Raw genomic sequence first — 22,134 nt, 5'->3', positions numbered from 1 at the left:
GATTATAATAATTATACCTTCAAAAATCAGTAATATATATAAAGTTTTCAACACTACCACGTTTTCGTAAGCCATTTGAAAAATGCTTTTGTCGAGCGTCTTAAAATTTACATAAATTTAACATTCGAAGTAAGAGTAAAAATTAATAAAAACCAAATTAACTTAAACGAAAAGTATGAAAACAATTTATAAAAAGTTGTTATTTTTATTGCTGCTGTTGCCTTTTGGTGTTCTGGCACAGAATACTATAAGTGGTGTTGTTCTTGACAAAACATCAGGACAACCGATTCCGGGAGTAAATGTAAATATACAAGGCACCACAAACGGTGTTTCGACTGATTTTGATGGGAAGTATCAATTATCAAATATTAAAAAAGGAGATAAAATAGTATTTTCTTTTATTGGATATAAAAACTCAGTAATTAATTATGATTCTCAAAAAATAGTAAATGTTTCTTTGGGAGAAGATGAAAATCAATTAAAAGAAGTTGTGGTTCAGGTAGGTTACGGAAGCGTTAAGAAAAAAGATGCTACTGGATCTGTAGATTTAATTACTACAAAGGAATTTAATAGAGGGGCAATTACAAGTGTTGATGGTCTTCTTAATGGGCGAGCGCCTGGTGTTGTGGTAACTTCATCTGGTACTCCTGGTAATGAAGCAGTTATAAGAATTCGAGGTGGCTCATCTTTAGCGGCAAGCAATGACCCTTTAATCGTAATAGATGGTTTGCCAATTACTGGAGGACTTTCGGTAGTTAATCCAAATGATATTGAAACATTCTCTATACTAAAGGATGCATCTGCAACTGCTATATATGGAAATAGAGGTTCAAATGGGGTAATTATTATAACGACTAAAAAAGGATCTAAAAAAGACATTCAGGTTTCATTGAATACCTTTACGACCTTAAATACTTTGGCCAAAAAGATTGATGTATATTCAGCAGATGATTACAGAGCTTTGGTTGGTCAAGTAGCGCCTGGTAAAGTTGGACTTTTAGGGAATTCAGAAACAGATTGGCAAAAAGAAATTTTCCAAACTTCTGTAACGTCAGATGTTAGTTTATCGGTAATGGGTAATTTGTTTAAGAAAATTCCTTCACGATTAACAGTCGGTAATACAGATAATAACGGGATTTTAATGACTTCTAATTTCAAGAGATCAACGGCATCGGTAGCTTTAAATCCAACGTTTTTTGAGGATCATCTGAAAATTAATCTTACAGGTAATTATTCATACACAACCAAAAGAAATGCTGAAGAAGGAGCAATAGGAAGCGCTATTTCTTATGATCCTACACAATCTGTATATAATCCAAATTCAATTTTTGCAGGCTACACAGAATGGATAGATCCTGTTTCAGGGAATCCAAGAGGAACTTCAAATCCGGTAAGTCAATTAAAAGAAAGACGTGATATTTCTAATAGCCATAGATTTTTTGGGAATATTAATATTGATTATAAATTCCATTTTTTACCTGAGTTAAGAGCAATTTTGAACGCTGGAATGGACAAACAAGATGGAGATGGTAGTGTAACAGTAAATCCATTTTCTCGTTCTGGTTTTAATCCAAGTGTTATAGGAAACGAACAAATTGGGTCTTATTCAGAAACTTGGTATCATAATAAAAACCATAACATAAGCGCACAATTAAACTATAATAAATCATTTGGTAAATTAGATGTAGATTTCTTAGGAGGTTATGAATATCAGGAATTTGGCAAAAGAGATTACAGATCAGGAAATAGAAATCTTTTTGGATTGAATCTGGGAGAGGAAAACAATGAAGATATTTATACTGATCCGGGGAATAAATTAGGGGCTTATTTTGGTCGTGCTAACTTAGGTTTCGATAGTAAGTATTTGTTGACAGTTAACTTTAGGAGAGACGGTTCTTCTAAAATTTCCCCAGAAAACAAATGGGCAAATTTCTTAGGTTATGCCTTTGCTTGGAAAATTAAAGAAGAAAATTTCTTGAAAGATTCTAACACGATTTCTGATTTAAAATTGAGATTAGGTTATGGTGAAGTTGGTCAGCAAAATATTGATGCACCGATAGATTGGTTCAAAAGATATTCTACTTCTAACAATAATTCCTATCAATTTGGAAATTCATTTGTTGTTATTTCTAAGCCAGAAGGTTACAATGAGAATTTAAAATGGGAAAGAAGCACGAAATATAATATTGGTTTGGATTTCGGCTTTATGAATAATCGTTTAAAAGGATCGTTAGATGGTTATTTTTCTGAGACAAATGATTTATTCTCTCAAGTTGCTGAAGGATCATTGCAGAATTTAAGAATCTATGGGTATAGAAATATTGGTTCTTTACAATCTAAAGGAATTGACTTTTCATTAAACTATCAGGCCGTACAAAATGAAAAGTTTGATCTGAATTTGAATTATAACGTTGCCTACAATAAATCTGAGATAACTAGTTTGTTTTCTGATGGACTTCAAATAGGTGGAGTAGGACTGGGCGGTTTTGTACAGACACATAAAATAGGAATAGCCCCTTTTTCTTATTGGGTATATGAACAAGTGTATGATGTTGCAGGTAAAGCTATTCAAGGCGTTTATGTTGATAGAAATAAAGACGGTGCCATTGATAGTAAGGATAAATATAATTATAAAAAGCCTCAGGCAGATGTTACTATGGGCTTTATGGCAAATGCAACATTTTATAAGAATTGGGATTTCTCAATGGCTTGGAGAGCAAGTTTAGGAAATTATGTATATGATAGGATATCTGCAGATAGATCGGTATTAACTTCGATTAATAATACAGTTGATAATACTTTAAATAATGCACCGATTGATTATAGTAATACTTTCTTTACTTCGGCTGTAAAAGAATCCGATTATTATGTTAAAGATGGTTCTTTCCTTAAATTAGACAATGTTACATTAGGATATAAATTTAGCGAGGTTTTAGGAGGTAAAACATCTTTGAGATTCTATGCTGGTGTTCAAAATGTACTAACAATAACTAAGTATAAAAACATCGATCCAGAAGTTTTTAATGATGGTATAGATGGGACTATTTACCCTAGAGCAAGAATGTATATGTTGGGTGTAAATGCTAATTTTTAATAAAAAAAAGGATGAAAAAATATAAAAAATATTTTGATATGAGATCAGTATTGATTGCATTTGTCTTAGTAGCATTAGCTTCTTGTAGCTTAGATATTACTCCAAAAGACGATGATGATTTCACGGGTGAGCAATTTTATGCTACTCCGGGTGCGTACAAACAACTTTTGGCAAAAATTTATGGAGGTTTAGCAGTTACAGGACAAAAAGGACCAGATGGAGAATCAGATTTAGGATCTGGAGCAGGAACTGTTAATGAGGGATTTTCTCAATATTTAAGAGGATACTGGCAATTGCAAGAATTAACTACCGATGAAGCAATTATTGCTTGGGGAGAAAGTGATAATCCAACTATTAAGGATTTAAATTTTAATACTTGGAATGCAGACAATGTTTTTCTTGAAGCATTTTTTGCTCGAGTTTTTTATCAAGTAAGTTTGAGTAATGAATTTTTAAGAGAAACTACCGATGCAAAATTAGATAGCAGAGGCGTTTCAGGAACTTTACGTGATGAGGTTAAAAGATACAGAGCAGAAGTTCGTTTTTTAAGAGCATTGTCTTATTATCATGGTATAGATATTTTTGGAAAATTACCTTTTGGAACTGATGCGGATGCTTTAGGAACGCCACCTAAAATGCAAACAAGAGAATTTGTTTTCAATTATATATTATCCGAATTAGATGCTATAGAAGTTGATATGGCTGCGCCAAAAGCAAATGAGTACGGTCGTGCAGATAAAGCGGCACTTTGGATGCTTAAGGCCAAATTGCTATTGAATTCCTCTGTTTATACAGGAGTTGATAAAAGTGCAGATGCATTGACCGTTGTAAATTCTATTATTGGTTCCGGATATAGTATTGCACAAATACCTTATGCAAACTTGTTTAAAGCTGATAATAATACTAATGGAGCCCAAGATGAAGTTATTTTTCCTATCGCATTTGATGGGGTAAATACCAAAACATGGGGAGGAATGACCTATTTATTACATGGGTCTACTGATGCTGTATCAGCTCCATTAGTAGGTATAGATTTTGGATGGCAAGGATTTAGAGTTCGTAAAGAATTTGCTGATATAGCTGGAACAAGTGATGCTCGTATTATGTATGTTCCTGGTGATGCAAGTCCAGCCTCGATTTCTGACTATGCTAAATTTGAGCAAGGGAAAAAATTAATAAAATTCTCTAATAAAACTTCGACGGGAGCTAATGGTAAAGATCAAACATTTCCGGATACTGATTTCCCATTGTTTAGAATGGCAGATGCCTATTTGATGTATGCTGAATTGGCTGTTGTTAATGGAAAAGGGAGTCTTGCTACGGCTTTGACATATGTTAATGATTTAAGACAAAGAGCCGGAGTAGGTCTTGTTACCTTGTCTGATTTGACACCTCAATTCATCTTGAATGAAAGAGCCAAAGAATTGTACTGGGAAGGACATAGAAGACAAGATTTAATTAGGTTTAATAAATACTTAAGCGGTTATAATTGGCAATGGAAAGGTGGAAGTCAATCTGGTTCAGATTTATCTCCAAATAGGTTGATATTTCCGATACCAAATAAAGAATTGAATGCGAATACTAATTTGTCACAAAATCCAGGATATTAATAAAAAAACTCGTTGGTTAGGATTGACTAACCAACGGGTTTAAATAAAGTTTTTATTATGAAAAAAATATTTTTAAGTTTGATTTTATTGACAGGAATAGCCAGTTCGTTGGTTTCTTGTACTAATGAGGATCAGGATCCGGTTGCTTCGCTAACTCAAAATATCGTTTTGAGTACACCGGCTGGAGCTGATTATGTATTAACGGCTCCAAAAGCTGCCGATGATGTAGCAACAATAAAGTGGTCTTCTGCTGATTTTGGATATTCTGCTTCGGTGACTTATTCATTGCAAGTTGTCAAAGCTACTGCTGATTTTTCTGAACCTCAATCTTTTGTTCTGGGAAGTTTTAATGATAGTTCCATATCAAATCACGAAAAAGTTTTAACCCAAAGACAGTTGAATTCTATGTTATTAGGAGCCGGAGGTGCAATTGGGGCTTCGGGAAGTTTTAAAATGAGAGTGGTAGGGATGCCGTCTACTCAACTTGAGTCTTCTGCAAATGGGGTTAGATCAGTTTCTCAAGAAGTAGCTTTTACAGGAAATCCGTTTGATACTTTTGATGAGTTCGATAGGATTTATGTTCCGGGTAGTTTTGGTGGATCAAGTACTTTTGCTGATTGGGCACCAGACAATGCACCAAGATTGTTTTCTGCAAATAACAACGGCAAATACGAAGGTTTTGTGTGGATGAATAATGCTTCTCCTGCATTCAAATTTACCCCTGGTCCAGCTTGGTCTGGTGATAAGGGAGATCTTACTGAGAATCCAAATACATTTACCAAATTAGGCGGAAAAGACATTAAACCAGTAGATGGTGCAGGAACCTATTTCTTTACTGTAGATTGGTTAGCGAATACTTATACTATTGCTAAAGTGCGAGTGGCTATAATAGGAGCAGCCACACCTAATGGTTGGGATAATCCTACCGATTTAGTTTTTGATACTAATCCGGCTTCACCTTATTATAGAATGTACACCAAAGATTTAGTATTAAAAGCAGATGAATTTCTAGTTCGTCTAAAAGATGATTGGTCCATAAAAATGGGTACAATGTCTGGAGGTGTAGAAACTCTTGTGGCTACATCCCAGAATAAAATAAAATTTGGTGGAGGAAATATGAAAGTTCCAACTGCTGGAAATTACAAAGTAGTGTTGGATTTGAATAATTCCGCAAACTACAATATAAAATTAATAGCAAATTAATTTTTAACCAAAATTGATTTTAATTATTGAAAAGGGCTGTCTTCGTATAGCCCTTTTTTTATTGAATTTTAATAACTACCAAACCATGAAAAAAACACTACTTTTATTTTTTGGACTGTTTACTCTAATAACTTTTGCGCAGCAACAAACTGTTAGTTATTCTGTAAACCCTGCCACTTTTGAGGAGACGACTGCAATAACCATAACGATTAACGGAAGTAGTATCAACGAAGCTGCTTGGGGTGTAACAGGGAATGCGCTGTATCTTTGGGCTTGGGCTTTCGATACAAGCGGTAGTACTCAAAAAGGAACCCCGAATAACGGTGATTGGACTGCTTCAACCGAAGCTAGCAGGTTTACTTACAATTCAGCAACAGACACCTATACCAAAACGATTACGCCGACAGCCTATTACAATACTGCCGGAATTGGTAAAATAGGTTTTTTGATCAAAGCTAAAGACGGAACCGGTGATAAAAAATCGCAAGACATTTTGGTTGCTGTCGGTTCGTTTCAAGTAGCATTATCAGCTCCAGTTGAAAATAGCTCTACGGTTATCGCTTCAGGCACAAATTTTAATATTGTGGCAACAAATACAAACGGAGATGCGAGTTACGTTTTAAAAGCAAATGGTGTTGTTTTGAATTCAAATTTAAGTACCGCTTCCTATTCTTATACACATGCTGCTGTCGCGACTAATCAGAATTATGAATTAGTTGTTTCTCAGGGTTCTAATGTTGTTTCCAAAAAATTCTCGGTAATTGTAAATCCGAATACGGTTTCAGAAACGATGCCTGCGGGTTTAGTTGATGGGATAAATTATAATATTGTTGATGCAACTAGAGCTACATTGGTTTTAGATGCGCCTTTAAAGGATTTTGTATATGTAGCAGGAAGTTTTAATAATTGGCAACCTACTCCATCCTATGCGATGAAAAAAGATCCAAATTCCGGGAAATTTTGGTTGGAATTAACCGGATTGGTTTCGGGAGAAAATAATACCTATCAATATTGGGTGGTCAAAACCAATCCAATTGCTAATTCTCCAAGCTTGGTCAAAACTGCTGATCCGTATTCGACTTTGGTTCTTTCGCCTTATGATGATTCAGGGATTCCATCTACTACATATCCTAATATGCCAGCTTATCCTGTGGGGCAAAGTTTTGAAGTAACGGTTTTAAAAACTGGGCAAACGCCTTACAATTGGCAAGTGTCTAATTTTGTAAAACCGGAAAAAGAAAAATTGGTTGTTTACGAGGTTTTGGTTCGTGATTTTGATGCCAGTCGTAATTTTCAGAGTTTAATTGATCGAATTGATTATTTTAAAAATCTTAAAATAAATGCGATCCAATTAATGCCCATAATGGAATTTGAAGGAAACGAAAGTTGGGGTTATAACACTTCGTTTCATATGGCTTTGGATAAATTTTATGGGCCTTCGGATAAATTAAAAGAGTTCATCGATTTATGCCATCAAAACGGAATTGCGGTAATCTTAGACGTGGCTTTAAATCATGCTTTTGGAAGAAATCCGATGGTGCGTATGTGGATGAATGATCCTGATGGCGATGGATTTGGTTCGCCAACTGCTGAGAATCCATATTTTAACACCGTTGCAAAACATAGTTATAATGTTGGTGAAGATTTTAACCATCAACAAGCCAGAACACAAAATTATGTGCAGAGAGTAATTAAGCAATGGGTCGAAGAATATAAAATTGATGGATTTCGCTGGGATTTAACCAAAGGTTTTACACAAAATTGCACGGCTTCGGACGAAAGTTGTACCAATTCCTATCAACAGGATCGGGTGGATGTTTTGAAATCCTATGCTGATTATTCTTGGAGTTTAGATCCGACTCATTATACCATTTTTGAACATTTAGGCACAGATGCCGAAGAGCAGCAATGGGCGAATTATAAGATTACCGAAACACCAAGCAAGGGAATTATGATGTGGGGTAATATGAACTCCACCTATAATGAACTTTCTATGGGATACGCTGCTAACATTGCCAGAATGAATAACTCCAGCAGGGGCTTTACCGCCAATCGATTGATGGGTTATGCCGAAAGTCACGATGAAGAACGTTTGATGTACAAAAATTTGCAATTTGGCAATAGTACAAATACAACTCATAATGTCAAAAATCTGAATACAGCATTATCTAGAATGTCGGCAATTGGAGCTGTTTCTTTATTAGTTCCCGGACCAAAAATGATTTGGCAGTTTGGAGAATTGGGATGGGAACCTTCTATATTTAGCTGTAATAATGGTTCGGTGAATACATCTAATGATGCTATTCCCGGAGACTGTAAATTGGATACTAAACCGCAGCCGCAATGGACTAACAATTGGTTGGAAAATGCTAATAGAAATAAAATTTATAAGAATTGGTCCACAATGATTGCGTTAAAAATTGCTGAACCTGTTTTTTCAGGAACTGCAACTATGGTCAATGCTAGTTCATTGTATCCGAATATCCGAATAACGAATCCTGCCTTAGCCAATACGGAGCTTAAAGATGTTTTGATTATAGCTAATTTTAATGTGACACAGCAAAATGTGGTTAGCGGTTTTCCGTATGCCGGAACATGGTACAATCTGATGGATAATTCTACCTTAAACGTAACAGATATCAATGCTGCTATTTCAATGCCGCCAGGTGGTTTCAGAATTTATGGCAATCAAAAGTCAAAATTAGATATTCAATCATTAAACTTTGAATTGCCTATAGATAATTTTTCGATTGAATCAAAAGGCGAAACTTGTCTTGGAAAAAACAATGGAGAGATAAATATCAACGCAATTGAAAGCTATGATTATACGGCTACGGTTAATGGAAAAACGTACAATTTTGTCAATAATCGTTTGGTTATTCCAAATTTAACCCCTGATACTTATACGGTTTGTATTTCGGTAGGAGGAAAGATATTTGAACAATGCTACAATGTTACGATTCCAAAAGGAACAATGATTACTGCGAAATCTACTGTTTTATCAAATAAAGTTTCAGTTGAAATTGAAAATGGAACCGCACCTTATCAGGTATTTGTAAACGGAGTTGTGCTATTTGAGACCGCCTCGTCTTCTTTTTCAATAGACGCACAATCAGGGGATTTTCTTGAGGTAAAAACCGCTAAAGCTTGCGAGGGAATTTATTCAAATAAAATAGATAACTCATTAGGGATTTTGTCATTATATCCGAATCCAACAGCTGATATCTTTGAGATTTCATTGCCTGAATCTAAAAGTAAAGTAGAAATAGCACTTTATAATGTGTCTTCTCAATTAATTTCAAAACAGGTTTATCCGGTTGTAAATGATAAAGTTGAGCTTAGCCTTGCAAGCCAAACTGCAGGAATTTATTTTGCTAAGATTTATTTGGATAATCCTAAAGTGCTAACGATAATAAAAAAATGATGATGAAAAAATATATATACCTGCTGTTTATTTGTTTGTTTATTTTTTCTTGTGGAGGAAGTGATAATCCAGGAACTCCTACAGAAAAGGAAAATACAGCTCCAACAATTCCTTTGCTGGTATCACCTTCAAATAATAAATTATGCATTGATAATTCGATTAGTTTTCAATGGGAAGTATCTACCGATGCAGAAAAACATCCGATAATCTATCAGATGCAAGTAGCAAAGGATAATCAGTTTTTGCAGATTGTAAAAACAACCGAAGGAACAGCAAATGTACAATCAATTTCTTTAGAGAAAGGAGTGGCTTATTATTGGCGTGTGAAAGCAACAGATGGTAAGAATTTATCGAGTAGTTATTCCTTGGTGTACAGTTTTTATACTGAGGGAGTTGGATTTACAAATCATTTGCCTTTTTCGCCCGAACTTGTTTCGCCGGCTTTAAATGGGGTTTTAAACACGCCTTCGGTGACTTTAAAGTGGAATGCAACTGATGTAGATGTAAATGATATTCTTGTTTTTGATGTGCTTTTTGGAACGACTAATCCGCCTACGACTAAAGTTGGAGTAAATAAAGCGGCAACTACTTTAGATGTAAATGTGGAAGCTTCTAAAATTTATTATTGGAGGGTTGTGGTTAAGGATAATAAAGGAGGAGAAACAGTAGGTCAGGTATGGAATTTTAAAACTAATTAATGTTTTTTTTTTTTGGAATTTTGTTTTAAATCAATAGTATCTATGTTACTGATAATCAGAGGTATTTTTTTATATCTAATGGATTTGTTGTATATTTGAACAAAGATGTTTTGCTCTTCAGTTTATGAATAAAAGCATGGTATCATGAGTTGCTTTACAATAATTTAAAAACAGGAAGTATGAAAAATTTAAGCATTATTTGGGTTATGGTGTTGGCTTGTTTAATAAGTGTAACATCGATGTTCGGGCAATCGGCCTCTAAGAAAAATAAAATTATTGCTGACAGCAAGACTGCTAAGGTTGAGTTTATTAAAGCGGATCCTCTTATGAAAGGGCTTTTTGAAAAAGCAAATGGTTATGTCATCTTTCCTAATGTTGGAAAAGGTGGGATTGGTGTAGGTGGCGCAGCCGGTAATGGAGTTGTTTATGAGCATAACAAGATGGTAGGTATGGCAAAGCTGACCCAACTGAGTATAGGATTTCAGGCAGGAGGACAAGCATATCGTGAAGTGATATTTTTTGAGACTAAGGATGACATGGACCGTTTTAAAGAGAGTCGATTGGAGTTCTCTGCTCAGGTTTCAGCGGTAGCGGTAACAGCTGGTGCCTCAGCTAATGTAAAGTATGCTAATGGTATTATGGTGTTCACTATGCAAAAGGGTGGACTTATGTACGAGGCATCTGTGGGTGGACAGAAGTTTAAATTTAATAAACTGTAAGGCACTTTCGTTATTCAATGAAGAATTCAAAGAGGTGCTAAAATATAAACTATTTGAGAATTAAAAAGAGGGAGTAATTTGCTCCCTCTTTTTTGTGAAATATAATTAAGTTGTATAAACAAAAAACCCGAATATTTCTATTCGGGTTTTAAAGTGGTACCTCCAGGGATCGAACCAGGGACACATGGATTTTCAGTCCATTGCTCTACCATCTGAGCTAAGGTACCGTGCTTGTTGCGGGTGCAAATATAGGATGTTTTTTTGTTTGTGCAATACATTTTTAAAAAAAAATGTATTCGTACCTTCGCAAAAACAAAATTATAATTATGATTTTAACGGTTGATGTAGGAAATACTAGAATTAAAGCTTCTGTTTTTGAGGGTGATATGTCCTTTGAGTATTTTGTTTTTGAGAAAACGGAGCTTCAGAAAAATATTAAAAATATTTTAAAAAAATATAACAAAACGACCCATTTGGTTGTGGCGTCGGTCGGAAATGTAGAAAAAGAGTCTTTTTTAGAGTTTGAAAACGAACTTGAAGTGCATTTTGTCTCCCATAAGGATACTTTTCCGTTTGTTAACAGTTATGAAACGCCTCATACTTTAGGAATTGATAGGATGGTTCTTGCTGCAGGAGCTACCTTGCAATATCCTGGTCAAAATAGATTGGTGATTGATGCCGGGACTTGTGTTACCTATGATTTTATTGACGAAAATGATAATTATCAAGGTGGGGCTATTGCTCCCGGTCTGCGATTGAGGTATGAAGCCCTGCACAATTTTACTTCAAAATTGCCTTTGTTGACATTAGAAAGCCCTAAGAATTTCATTGGAAAATCAACTTATGAGTCAATTCACTCCGGTGTTGTCAACGGATTGGTTTATGAGATAGATGGTTTTATTAATGAATATAAACGACAATGTTCAAAATTTATAATAATTTTAACGGGCGGAGACACAGATTTTTTGGCTAAACGATTAAAAAATACCATATTTGCCAATTCAAATTTTCTTTTAGAGAGTTTGAACCGAACATTTCAATATAAAATCAAAAATGATTAAAAAAATTATAGTAAGCGCTTGTTTATTTTTATCGATAGCGTCTTTTGCCCAAGAAGGGACTTCGTCTCCTTATTCTTTTTATGGTATTGGCGATGTAAGATTTAAAGGAACTGTTGAAAATCGTTCGATGGCAGGTTTAGCGGTAGAGCAAGATAGTATTCATCTCAATTTAGAGAATCCGGCAAGTTTTGCTAATTTGAAATATACCACTTTTTCACTTGGAGGAACTTATAATACAAACACATTAAAGTCAAGTTCTAAATCGGAAAAAGCGACAAGAACTACTTTGGATTATCTTGCGGTAGGATTGCCTTTAGGTAAGTTTGGATTAGGATTTGGATTGATTCCTTATTCGTCTGTAGGATATAAAATTGAAGCTCTGTCTTCTGACGCCGGAGCGATTAGTAGACGTCTTAATGGTTCGGGAGGCTTGAATAAAGCTTTTTTGGGATTGGGATATAAAATAGCTCCTAATTTTACTATCGGTGCAGATGTGCAGTATAATTTTGGTAAAATTGAAACCAGTAGTTTAGAATTTGTTACAGGAGTTCCTATTGGAACGCGTGAATTGAATAACGCAGATTTATCTGGTGTGAATTTTAACATTGGGACAATGTATCAAACTAAAATAGGTAAAAAACTTAATTTTTACAGTAGTGTAAATTATACGCTTGAGAGTACATTAACATCTAACAATTCGAGAAATATTTCGACAGTGATGTTTAATTCTTCATTTGATGTGCAGATTGTCGATCTTCTTGATGAACAAAAAAATGCTAAAGACTTGAAATTACCTAGTAAGTTGTCTATTGGCGCAGGAATAGGGGAATCAAGAAAATGGCTTTTAGGCGCTCAGGTAGTGATGGGAAGTACAGGAGATTTGGTGAATAGCTACAATGGGATGAATAATGTGTCTTATGAGAATTCTATGAAATACAGCGTTGGGGGTTATTATATTCCTAATTACAATTCCTTTTCAAGTTATGCTAAAAGAATCGTTTATAGAGGTGGTTTGAAATTTGACAAAACAGGATTGATGGTTAATTCAGAATCTATAAATGATATAGGAGTAACTTTAGGACTTGGATTTCCTATAACAGGGGCTTTTTCTAATGTGAATGTTGGTTTTGAATTAGGGAAAAAAGGAACTACTTCTTCAAATTTGATTCAGGAGAATTATGCTAATATAAGTGTAGGATTTTCTCTTAATGACAAATGGTTCGTTAAAAGAAAATTCAATTAATATATTAAAAGCGACAGCAGTTACATTTCACTTTGTCTATCTTGACGTATGATTTTATCAAAAAAATATAAAACAATTTCAGTAGTCATGGTTCTAGCCATGACTCTGTTTTTTGGGTGTGAAAGTAATTTTAAAGAAGTTCAAAAAATAAATTTTTCAGAGTTTACGCCAAATGGTGATGCCGACAACGTGAATTTGAAATATACAGACTCAGGTCTTATAAAAGCAATTTTGGTAAGTTCTAAAATGCTGGATTATACCAGTGTTGATTTTCCGTTTACGGAATTTCCAAAAGGAATAGATGTTACGCTTTATGATGATAAGGCTAAAACGACGCGCATAACTTCAAACTATGCCGTTTCTTATAAAATTACCGGAATTATTGACTTAAGGGGAAAAGTAAAAATTGCATCCCAAGACGGGCAAATGCTTGAAACAGAACAGCTGTATTTTGATCAAAAAAACGAATGGTTTTTTACTGAAAAAAAGTTTAAATTTACAGATCTGAAAGGGGTTTCCAATGGACAAGGAATCGATTTTAGCAAGGATTTTAAAGTTATAAATTCACAAAGAATAACTGGCGAAGTAGAAACCGCCGAATAAATATAAAAATATCAAATTATGGGTTACATGAAATACACACCTTATCTTTATCTTGTTTTTGCAGGAGTTTTTGTTTACGATGCATTTGTTAAATGGGAAATGGCTGATGCAACACCTATATTGAGTCTTTTGATTGCTGGGCTTGCCGTTTTTATGTTTTTCTTTAGATTGAAATTTGCAAAAAGAATAGAAGAGCGAAACAAAAAACAATAATTCATGGAAATTAGTATTATAATATTATGCCTAATATTATCTGCTTTTTTTTCAGGAATGGAAATAGCATTTATTTCTTCCAATAAAATTTATCTTGAAATAGAAAAAAAACAAGATAATTTCCTTTCTAAAATACTTACTAAGCTTACCGAAAAACCGTCAAAATTTATAGCGGCAATGCTTATTGGAAACAATATTGCTCTGGTTGTTTATGGTTTTTTTATGGGTGAATTGTTGATGCGTTGGATTAATTCGCTGAACTACCATTTTTCGGACGCCTTGAGTTTGTTTATTCAAATTCTGTTATCAACATTAATTGTTTTGATGACGGCTGAGTTTTTGCCGAAAGTTTTCTTTCAAATTTATGCAAATGCATTAATAAAGTTCTTTGCTGTTCCGGCTTATTGTTTTTATCTATTGTTTTATTTTATTTCCAGCTTTCTTATCTGGGTTTCGGATTTTATCCTTAAAAGATTTTTTAGAACTCAGGGAGATCAAATACAGCTTTATTTTAGCAAAGTAGAGTTAGGGAATTATATAACGGAACAAATGAGTACCGTTGAAGATCACGATGAAGTGGATTCAGAAATTCAGATATTTCAAAATGCATTAGAATTCTCGGGAGTAAAAGCCAGAGATGTAATGAGTCCGAGAACCGAAATTGTGGCTATTGATCTTTTTGATTCCATCACGGATCTAAAAGAATTGTTTATAGAAACTGGTTATTCCAAAATTGTGGTTTATCAAAACTCATTGGACGATATTGTAGGTTACGTACATTCGTTCGATTTGTTTAAAAAGCCTGAAAATATTAAGTCTATCGTCATTTCTGTCGAATTTGTTCCGGAGACGATTTATATAAAAGATGTGATAGATTTGCTTACCAAAAAGAGAAAAAGCGTTGCGGTGGTTTTGGATGAATATGGTGGGACTTCTGGGATTGTAACTATTGAAGATATAGTTGAAGAGCTTTTTGGAGAAATTGAAGATGAGCACGATTCCGATGAAGAGCTAATCGAAAAAGAACTTGGGAATGATACGTATCTTTTTTCGGCTCGATTTGATGTAGAGTATTTAAATCAAGCCCATAAACTTTCTATTCCGGAGAGTGATTCTTATGGTACTCTAGGAGGGTTTATCGTTAACTTTACTAAGGAAATTCCGTCAAAAGGTGAGGTAATTGTCATCGGAATCTATCATTTTGTGATAGAAGAAGCGACAAACAAAAAAATAGAATTGGTTAAAATGACCGTAAAAGAGTGATTTATTTTGTAAAATTGAATTTTCTTGCAAAATAAAACACTACTAGTATAATTATTAATTAGATAATTGTATTTTCGCAAACTGAATATAAAATTAACAACAATAAAAATGGCAGTTTTATCAAAAATTAGACAACGTTCCGCTTTAATGATTGCAGTTATCGCATTGGCTTTATTTGCTTTTATCATTGGTGATTTATTTAAAAGTGGTAGTTTCGACAGTACATCAAAAGATGTGGGAAGTATCAATGGAAAAGACATTTCGTTTGAGGATTTTAGAATTAAAGTAAGCAATGTTGAAAAAAGTGGTCAAGGGATTACTTCTACAGCAGCTGCAAACAGAGTTTGGGATCAAGAGGTTTCTGTTGCTTTGTTGACTTCTGAGTTTGATAAAATAGGATTAAGAGTAGGTGAGAAACACTTATTGGAAATTTTGAAAGCAGATCAAAATATTGGTAGAAATCCAATGTTTTTAAATGCTGCCGGAATATTTGATCTTGCAAAATTTAAAGAATATTTTAAAGCAAATCCAGCACAAGCTCAATTTCTGAAAGATAGAGAGAAAGATGCTGAGTTAAACGCAAAATATCAAATCTATAATACTTTGATCAAAGCAAGTACTTTTACTACTGAGAGTGAAGGAAAGTTGAAATATGAAATGGAAGCTAATAAAGTGAATTTTGCTTATGTTGCCGGATTGTATTCTACCATCAAGGACAGTGACGTTAAAGTTACTGATGCTGAGGTTTTAGATTATATGAAGAAAAACAACAAGAAATTCAAAGCAGATGAAACTCGTGAAGTAGAATATGTTTTGATTGAAGATAAAGCCTCTGCAGCAGATGAAGCTGAGGTTAAAGCAAGAATAAAAGGTTTGCTTTCAGGAAGCGTGGTTTATAACCAAGCTACTGGTAAAAACGATACTTTGCCTGGTTTTAAATCGGCTAAAAATACAATTGAGTTTGTAAATTCAAATTCAGATGTTCCTTATGATTCAACTTATGTTGCCAAAAAAGATTTGCCAGCTGTAGATGCGGATCAATTATTTAACCTTGCTCCTGGAGAAGTTTACGGACCTTATATGTTTGGAAAATACTATTGTATTTCAAAATCTATGGGTAAAAAAGCAGGTGTAAGTGCAAAAGCGAGTCATATTTTGATTAGCTATGAAGGAACACAAGTTCCTAATAAGAAAGAGAACAGAACTAAAGAAGAGGCAAAGGCAAAAGCGGAGGCTATATTAGCTCAGGTAAATGCTAATCCGGATAGTTTCTTGATGTTGGCTTTTACAAATTCAGATGATTCATCTGCACAACAAGGTGGAGATTTAGGTTATTTTGAGCAAAACCAAATGGTAAAACCTTTCAATGATTTTGTTTTCAATAACGGAATTGGAAAAGTAGGTTTAGTTGAAACTGATTTTGGTTTTCACATTATCAAAATTACAGATAAGCAAGACGGAATTCGTTTAGCTACAGTAGCTCAAAAAGTAGAGCCTTCTGAAGCGACTTCTGATAAAATATTTACTCAAGCAACCAAATTTGAAATGGATGCTGCAGATAAAGATTTTAATAAAATTGCCAAAGAAATGGCACTTACTATAGCTGCTCCTGTTACAGTTTCAGCAATGGATGAAAATTTCGGACCTCTTGGAAATCAAAGAACAATCGTAAGATGGGTTTTTGAAGGTGATTCTAAAGTAGGTGTAGTAAAACGTTTTGAATTGGCAAATATTGGTCACGTTATAGCAAGAGTGAAAAGTATTGACGATTCAGGATTGGTACCAGTTACGCAAGCAAGACCTTATGTAGAGTCAATTCTTAAAAACAAGAAAAAGGCTGAATTAATCAAGGCTAAAATGACTGGAAGTTCTTTAGAAGCTATTGCAAAAGCTACAGGTTCTACTGTTCTTCAAGCTACAGATGTTACCATGGAAAACCCAATGTTAGTAGGTGTTGGTCAAGAGCCTAAAGTTGTAGGAAATGCATTTGCTTTAGCAGCAAATAAATTATCTGCCCCAATTGAAGGAAATACAGGGGTATATGTTGTTAAAAACGTTAGTACTGTAAAAGCTCCGGCTTTGAAAGATCACGCTCCTTATGTTGCTAAATTAAAAGCGCAATCTGCAGGAGATGCAAACAGAGTTTTACCGGCTCTTAAAAACAGTGCTGAAATTAAAGACAATAGAAAACAATTCAATTATTAATTTCATTTGAGGTAATTACTAATTCATTTATAAAAAAAACCGATACATAATATGTATCGGTTTTTTTATGTTTATGCTATTTGTTTTTTTATCGGATTTTAGATGGATGAAGTAAGTATGATTAATGAGTAGTTTAACTTAAAATCATTTCATCATAAGTAAGTATTGTTTCATATCCTTTTGACTTGAAATAAGCGGTAGGATCTTCTTTTGAAACTGCCATAACAAAATCGCCTCCCCAAGCTCCTAAACTTTTTATAGCTCCATCAAAATCCGAAAATAAAGTTTCTTGAACCGTGCTTGTTTCTAGAACATGGCTCATTAAGGCTTCATGTGCGGTTATTGCTTCAGCAAATGTATCTAGATTGGTTGCATTCAAAATAGTCTGTGTTACTTTGTTAATTTCGTCAATAGTTTTTTCGCGTTTAAAGGCTTTGTTTGTTTGGTATCTTGCTATAGATGTTTTGCTGCTTTGTTTCTTATTAAGGTAAACGAAATAGATGTTTTGGCTAAAGGCAGGGTTGAAAGATACTTTTTCGACAATAGGTTTACCGTTTACTAAATGGTACAAAATAGGGAAATCGTTTTGGGCGCAAGCGATATCATAACCACTACCTCCAAAACTATTGTTAAGCAGGACAAAGGCATCGATTTGTAGCCATTGTGCAATATTGTTTATCAACGTTGAGGAAGTTCCCAGTCCCCATTTTCGAGGAAATGTAAGTTGGGTGCTAATGGTGTAGCCGTTTGTGTTATTTAGGAAATCAGGATTCAATAAAAAGGCTTGATGCAAAATTTCTATTAATGTTGTTTTTACAGATTCGGATTCCGGAATTTGGGATGACGAAATTTCCAAAAACGAAATGGTTTCTTCAAACCAAATGCTTCCGTTTGAGTCGTAGCTTTTCCAACTTATTTCCTGGTTTATTCCTGATTCAATAATTAAATTTTGTCCAAATTTTGTAGGTAACGCAAAAGCTTTGGCGCCATCTAAAACCAAATATTCGCCGGTAATTAATAATTTACCGTTGCTATAGAATGTTTTTTTCATTTATTCCTGTATTCTTTTTTATTCCCGACTTTACTCGATTTTTTAATCAAGTAAATTGTAGGATTAGCTTCTAGTGTTATTTTCGTAAATTCTCAATCAATTCGACAACTGCACTGTGCGAAACAACATGGAGTTTAAAGTGTTTTTTGATGAAAATACGTTCCTCATCATTTGCTTCAAACTGATTTAAGATATTATTCAAATGCATTTTCATGTGTCCGTCCTGAATTCCTGTTGTGGTCAAAGAACGCAAGGCGGCAAAATTTTGAGCCAAACCGGCAACAGCCACGGTCTGCATTAATTCTTTTGCAGATGGATTTTCGAGCATTTGCAATGATAGCTTTACTAATGGATGCAAGGACGTTAATCCGCCCACGGTTCCTAATGCTAACGGAACTTCTAGCCAAAATTTGAAAACACCATTTTCTATTTCGGCATGGGATAAACTAGAATATTGTCCGGATTTTGCGGCATAGGCATGGATTCCGGCTTCAACGGCGCGGAAGTCATTGCCTGTGGCTAGCACTACGGCGTCAATTCCGTTCATAATTCCTTTGTTGTGGGTTACGGCTCTATAAGGTTCTACTTCGGCAATCTGGACAGCTTGAACGAAGCGTTCTGCAAATTCCTGCGGATTTTGAATGTGTTTTTCCGTTAAGTCTTCTATTGGGCAAGAAACTTCGGCGCGTACGATGCAATTGGGAACATAATTAGAAAGTATGCTCATGATAATTTGAAGACCCTTTTCGGTTTCGGTAAAAAGTTCGTAAGATAGGGCTTCTTCTTTTAAGGTTTTGGCAAATTGCTCCAAACAAGAATTAATAAAGTTAGCGCCCATGCTGTCTTTGGTTTCAAATGTGGCATGAAGTTGAAAATAATTGTCTAGCAAATCGGTTTTGTCTTTCAGGACAATATCCAGAATCCCGCCGCCTCGTTTTTGCATGTTTTTTGTTATGCTTTCAGTTTCCGAAAAAAACTTTGCTTTGGTTTGAACAAAAAATAATTCCAACTTAGAAACATCACCTTTGAATAGGAAATGAACCTGACCTATTTTTTCGGTATCGATAACCGTGGCTTTAAATCCGCCTCGTGTCGACCAGAATTTTGCTGATTTTGAAGCTGCGGCTACAACAGAACTTTCTTCGATTGCCATCGGAATGGTTTGATATTTCCCGTTAATTAGGAAATTAGGTGCCACGCCAAGGGGAATATAGAAATTACTTATCGTATTTTCGATGAATTCATCGTGTAGCTTTTGTATTTTTTCATCTGAATTCCAATAGTTTTTGAGTAATGTTATGGCTTCGGAAGGAGTTGAAAAGTATTCTTTGGCAATCCAATTTATTTTTTCTTCTTTGGATAGTTTCGAAAATCCGGCAATAGGCTTATTCATTTTCAGTAGATTATAGTGTAATTAGTGGCAAAGATACGTTTTTAGCTCTTTTATTAATCATTTTGTAATCATCATAAATAGGAGTTTAAAAATATTGTTTTTAATATTTAACATATAAAATGTTATGTAATTGTAATTTTTTCACTAAAATTGGGGTCTTTTTTATATATAAATCAATAGTATGAATTCTAAGCGCTTTTCGGTCTTATTTTTATTTTTATGTTTCGCCGTTTTTGGACAACAAAAAATAACAGTTGATGAAATTTATAACGGTACTTTCCGTACCCAAGGAATGGACGCTCTACAGTCCATGAAAAATTCAAATCAATATACAGTCTTAAATTTTGACCGAGCAACGAAGTCGATGCAGATTGATTTGTATGATTTTGCAACGCTCAAAAAGACATCTACTTTAGTCGATACCAAAAACCATCCTGGTTTACCAATGATTAATAGCTATACTTTTGACTCAGCCGAGAAAAAGATTTTATTAGCTTGTAACTCCACTCAAATTTTTCGTCACTCTTTTACCGCAGATTATTATTTATATGACACGACTAATAAAGAGCTGACTAAGTTATTTGACTTTCAGGTGCAAGAACCAACATTTTCACCAGACGGAAAAAAGATCGCTTATGCAAGGGAGAATAATCTTTATGTATATGATTTAGATTCAAAAGCAACTACTCAGATTACTACTGATGGGAAGAAAAATGCAATAATTAATGGTATTACGGACTGGGTTTATGAGGAAGAGTTTGCTTTTGTAAGAGCATTCGATTGGAGTAAAGACAGTAAGAAACTTGCTTATATTCGTTTTGACGAAAGTCAGGTTCCTGAATTCTCGATGTCAATGTTTCACAAAAATTTGTATCCTACCATTGAAACATTCAAATACCCAAAAGCGGGAGAGAAAAATTCTCTAGTTTCATTGCATGTGTTTGATGAAGCTTCTAAAGACACTAAAAAAATCAATTTAGGGAACTACAATGATTTTTACATTGCCAGATTAAAATGGACCAATGATGCTAATGTTTTATCGGCTCAGGTTTTAAATCGTCATCAAAACAATTTGGATTTGTTGTTTGTTGATGGAACTACGGGTGCAACAAAAGTCGTTTTGAACGAAAAAGATAAGGCTTATGTAGATGTGACGGATAATTTAACTTTCTTAAAAGACAACAGTTTTATTTGGACAAGCGAAAAAGACGGTTTCAATCATATTTATGTTTATGATAAAAATGGAAAGTTGCGAAATCAGGTTACTGAAGGAAACTGGGAGGTAACTTCTTATTATGGTTTTGACGAAAAAACAAGCACTGTTTTTTATCAATCGGTAGAAAACGGTTCAATTAATCGTGATATTTATAGAATAGCTCTTGACGGCAAAAACAAGGTGCGTTTGTCTGCAGGAACAGGAACAAGTGGAGCTACTTTTAGTCCAAATTTCCAATATTTTATCGGTACTTTTTCTAATGCGTCTCAGCCAACTACTTATACGCTGAACGAGGCCAAAAATGGAAAAAAAATAAAAGTTATTGAGGACAATGCGGCACTGGCTTCTAAATTAAAAGCCTATGATTTGCCAGTAAAAGAGTTTTTTGTTCTGAAAACAGAGAAAGGAATCGAATTAAACGCTTGGATGATTAAGCCAAAAGATTTTGATCCCAACAAAAAATACCCGGTTTTCATGCATCAGTATTCTGGACCAGGTTCTCAGCAGGTAGCTAATCAAGGTATTGGTAGCAATGATTATTGGTTTATGATGCTTACGCAACAAGGTTATATTGTAGCTTGTGTTGACGGAAGAGGAACTGGTTTTAAAGGAGCCGATTTTAAGAAAGTAACCCAATTGCAATTAGGGAAATATGAAGTGGAAGATCAAATTGATGCTGCTAAAGTGATAGGAAATTATTCATTTGTTGATAAATCCAGAATAGGTATATTTGGCTGGTCTTACGGAGGATTTATGGCTTCTAATTGTCTTTTGAAAGGTAATGATACGTTTAAAATGGCAATTGCTGTTGCTCCGGTAACCAATTGGAGATTTTATGACAGCATTTATACCGAAAGATATATGCAGACTCCACAAGAGAACGCAAGTGGTTACGACGATAATTCGCCAATCAACCATGTTGATAAATTAAATGGAAAATTCCTTTTAATTCATGGAAGTGCAGATGATAATGTGCATGTTCAGAATTCTATGCAAATGATGGAGGCTTTAATTCAGGCAAATAAGCAATTTGACTCAGAGATTTATCCGGATAAAAATCATGGAATTTACGGTGGGAAAACCAGAGTTCAATTGTACAACAAGATGACAAATTTCATCAAAGAGAATTTATAATAAA

The 22,134-nt window shown here is 34.4% G+C and carries 15 protein-coding genes and 1 tRNA gene; 13 read left to right on the top strand and 3 right to left on the bottom strand.

Features of this window, described 5'->3' with window-relative positions; translation table 11 throughout:
* The first annotated feature begins 175 nt into the window (after positions 1–175).
* The 6 genes from ACMDB5_RS02795 (at position 176) to ACMDB5_RS02770 (ending at position 10,748) form a co-directional block, all read left to right on the top strand.
* Complete coding sequence (locus tag ACMDB5_RS02795) at positions 176–3,094, top strand: SusC/RagA family TonB-linked outer membrane protein (RefSeq protein ID WP_413999501.1); 2,919 nt, start codon at positions 176–178, stop codon at positions 3,092–3,094.
* 38 nt (positions 3,095–3,132) lie between these two features.
* Complete coding sequence (locus ACMDB5_RS02790; RefSeq protein WP_413999500.1) at positions 3,133–4,704, top strand: RagB/SusD family nutrient uptake outer membrane protein; 1,572 nt, start codon at positions 3,133–3,135, stop codon at positions 4,702–4,704.
* A 57-nt stretch (positions 4,705–4,761) separates the two neighbouring features.
* A complete protein-coding gene (locus ACMDB5_RS02785) occupies positions 4,762–5,907 on the top strand; it encodes a SusE domain-containing protein (protein WP_413999499.1) in 1,146 nt (381 codons plus the stop codon).
* 85 nt (positions 5,908–5,992) lie between these two features.
* The gene (locus tag ACMDB5_RS02780) at positions 5,993–9,331 is read left to right on the top strand and encodes an alpha-amylase family glycosyl hydrolase (RefSeq protein ID WP_413999498.1); all 3,339 of its coding nucleotides are present in this window, start codon (positions 5,993–5,995) and stop codon (positions 9,329–9,331) included.
* A gap of 2 nt (positions 9,332–9,333) precedes the next feature.
* On the top strand, positions 9,334–10,029 hold the full coding sequence (locus ACMDB5_RS02775) for a hypothetical protein (RefSeq protein ID WP_413999497.1): 696 nt from the start codon (positions 9,334–9,336) through the stop codon (positions 10,027–10,029).
* Positions 10,030–10,208: 179 nt separating this feature from the next.
* On the top strand, positions 10,209–10,748 hold the full coding sequence (locus ACMDB5_RS02770; RefSeq protein ID WP_413999496.1) for a YSC84-related protein: 540 nt from the start codon (positions 10,209–10,211) through the stop codon (positions 10,746–10,748).
* A 154-nt stretch (positions 10,749–10,902) separates the two neighbouring features.
* Here ACMDB5_RS02770 and ACMDB5_RS02765 read toward each other — a convergent pair.
* Positions 10,903–10,975, bottom strand: a tRNA-Phe gene (locus ACMDB5_RS02765).
* A gap of 99 nt (positions 10,976–11,074) precedes the next feature.
* On the opposite strand from ACMDB5_RS02765, the gene ACMDB5_RS02760 reads away from it, so the two are divergent.
* The 6 genes from ACMDB5_RS02760 to ACMDB5_RS02735 all read left to right on the top strand — a co-directional run bounded on the left by ACMDB5_RS02760 (position 11,075) and on the right by ACMDB5_RS02735 (position 17,336).
* Positions 11,075–11,809, top strand: a complete 735-nt coding sequence (locus ACMDB5_RS02760; RefSeq protein ID WP_413999495.1) for a type III pantothenate kinase — start codon at positions 11,075–11,077, stop codon at positions 11,807–11,809.
* Positions 11,802–13,052 carry a hypothetical protein gene (locus ACMDB5_RS02755; RefSeq protein ID WP_413999494.1) on the top strand — a complete coding sequence of 417 codons (1,251 nt, stop codon included), beginning with the start codon at positions 11,802–11,804 and terminating at the stop codon, positions 13,050–13,052. Before ACMDB5_RS02760 ends, ACMDB5_RS02755 begins: the two co-directional genes overlap by 8 nt.
* Positions 13,053–13,100: 48 nt before the next feature.
* Entirely contained in the window at positions 13,101–13,655 is a 555-nt protein-coding gene (gene lptC / locus ACMDB5_RS02750; protein ID WP_413999493.1) for an LPS export ABC transporter periplasmic protein LptC, read from the top strand.
* Positions 13,656–13,673: 18 nt separating this feature from the next.
* Positions 13,674–13,868, top strand: a complete 195-nt coding sequence (locus ACMDB5_RS02745) for a hypothetical protein (RefSeq protein ID WP_413999492.1) — start codon at positions 13,674–13,676, stop codon at positions 13,866–13,868.
* Between the two features lie 3 nt (positions 13,869–13,871).
* Positions 13,872–15,131 (top strand): hemolysin family protein, encoded by a 1,260-nt coding sequence (locus tag ACMDB5_RS02740; RefSeq protein WP_413999491.1) that lies wholly within the window; start codon positions 13,872–13,874, stop codon positions 15,129–15,131.
* Positions 15,132–15,239: 108 nt separating this feature from the next.
* Positions 15,240–17,336, top strand: coding sequence for a peptidylprolyl isomerase (locus ACMDB5_RS02735; RefSeq protein ID WP_413999490.1), 2,097 nt, complete (start codon positions 15,240–15,242; stop codon positions 17,334–17,336).
* Positions 17,337–17,469: 133 nt separating this feature from the next.
* Here the strand turns inward: ACMDB5_RS02735 and ACMDB5_RS02730 are convergent, their stop codons facing one another.
* Entirely contained in the window at positions 17,470–18,387 is a 918-nt protein-coding gene (locus ACMDB5_RS02730; RefSeq protein WP_413999489.1) for a GYDIA family GHMP kinase, read from the bottom strand.
* Positions 18,388–18,463: 76 nt separating this feature from the next.
* Positions 18,464–19,780, bottom strand: a complete 1,317-nt coding sequence (locus ACMDB5_RS02725) for a hydroxymethylglutaryl-CoA reductase, degradative (protein WP_413999488.1) — start codon at positions 19,778–19,780, stop codon at positions 18,464–18,466.
* 181 nt (positions 19,781–19,961) lie between these two features.
* Here ACMDB5_RS02725 and ACMDB5_RS02720 point away from each other — a divergent pair, with 181 nt between their 5' ends.
* Positions 19,962–22,130, top strand: coding sequence for a S9 family peptidase (locus tag ACMDB5_RS02720; RefSeq protein ID WP_413999487.1), 2,169 nt, complete (start codon positions 19,962–19,964; stop codon positions 22,128–22,130).
* Positions 22,131–22,134: the final 4 nt, after the last annotated feature.

This window comes from Flavobacterium sp. W1B (genome assembly GCF_047344965.1).
In the GTDB taxonomy this organism is placed as follows: domain Bacteria; phylum Bacteroidota; class Bacteroidia; order Flavobacteriales; family Flavobacteriaceae; genus Flavobacterium.
The sequence above is the reverse complement of the archived record's forward strand: the minus strand, read 5'-3'. Positions and strand labels throughout refer to the sequence as shown.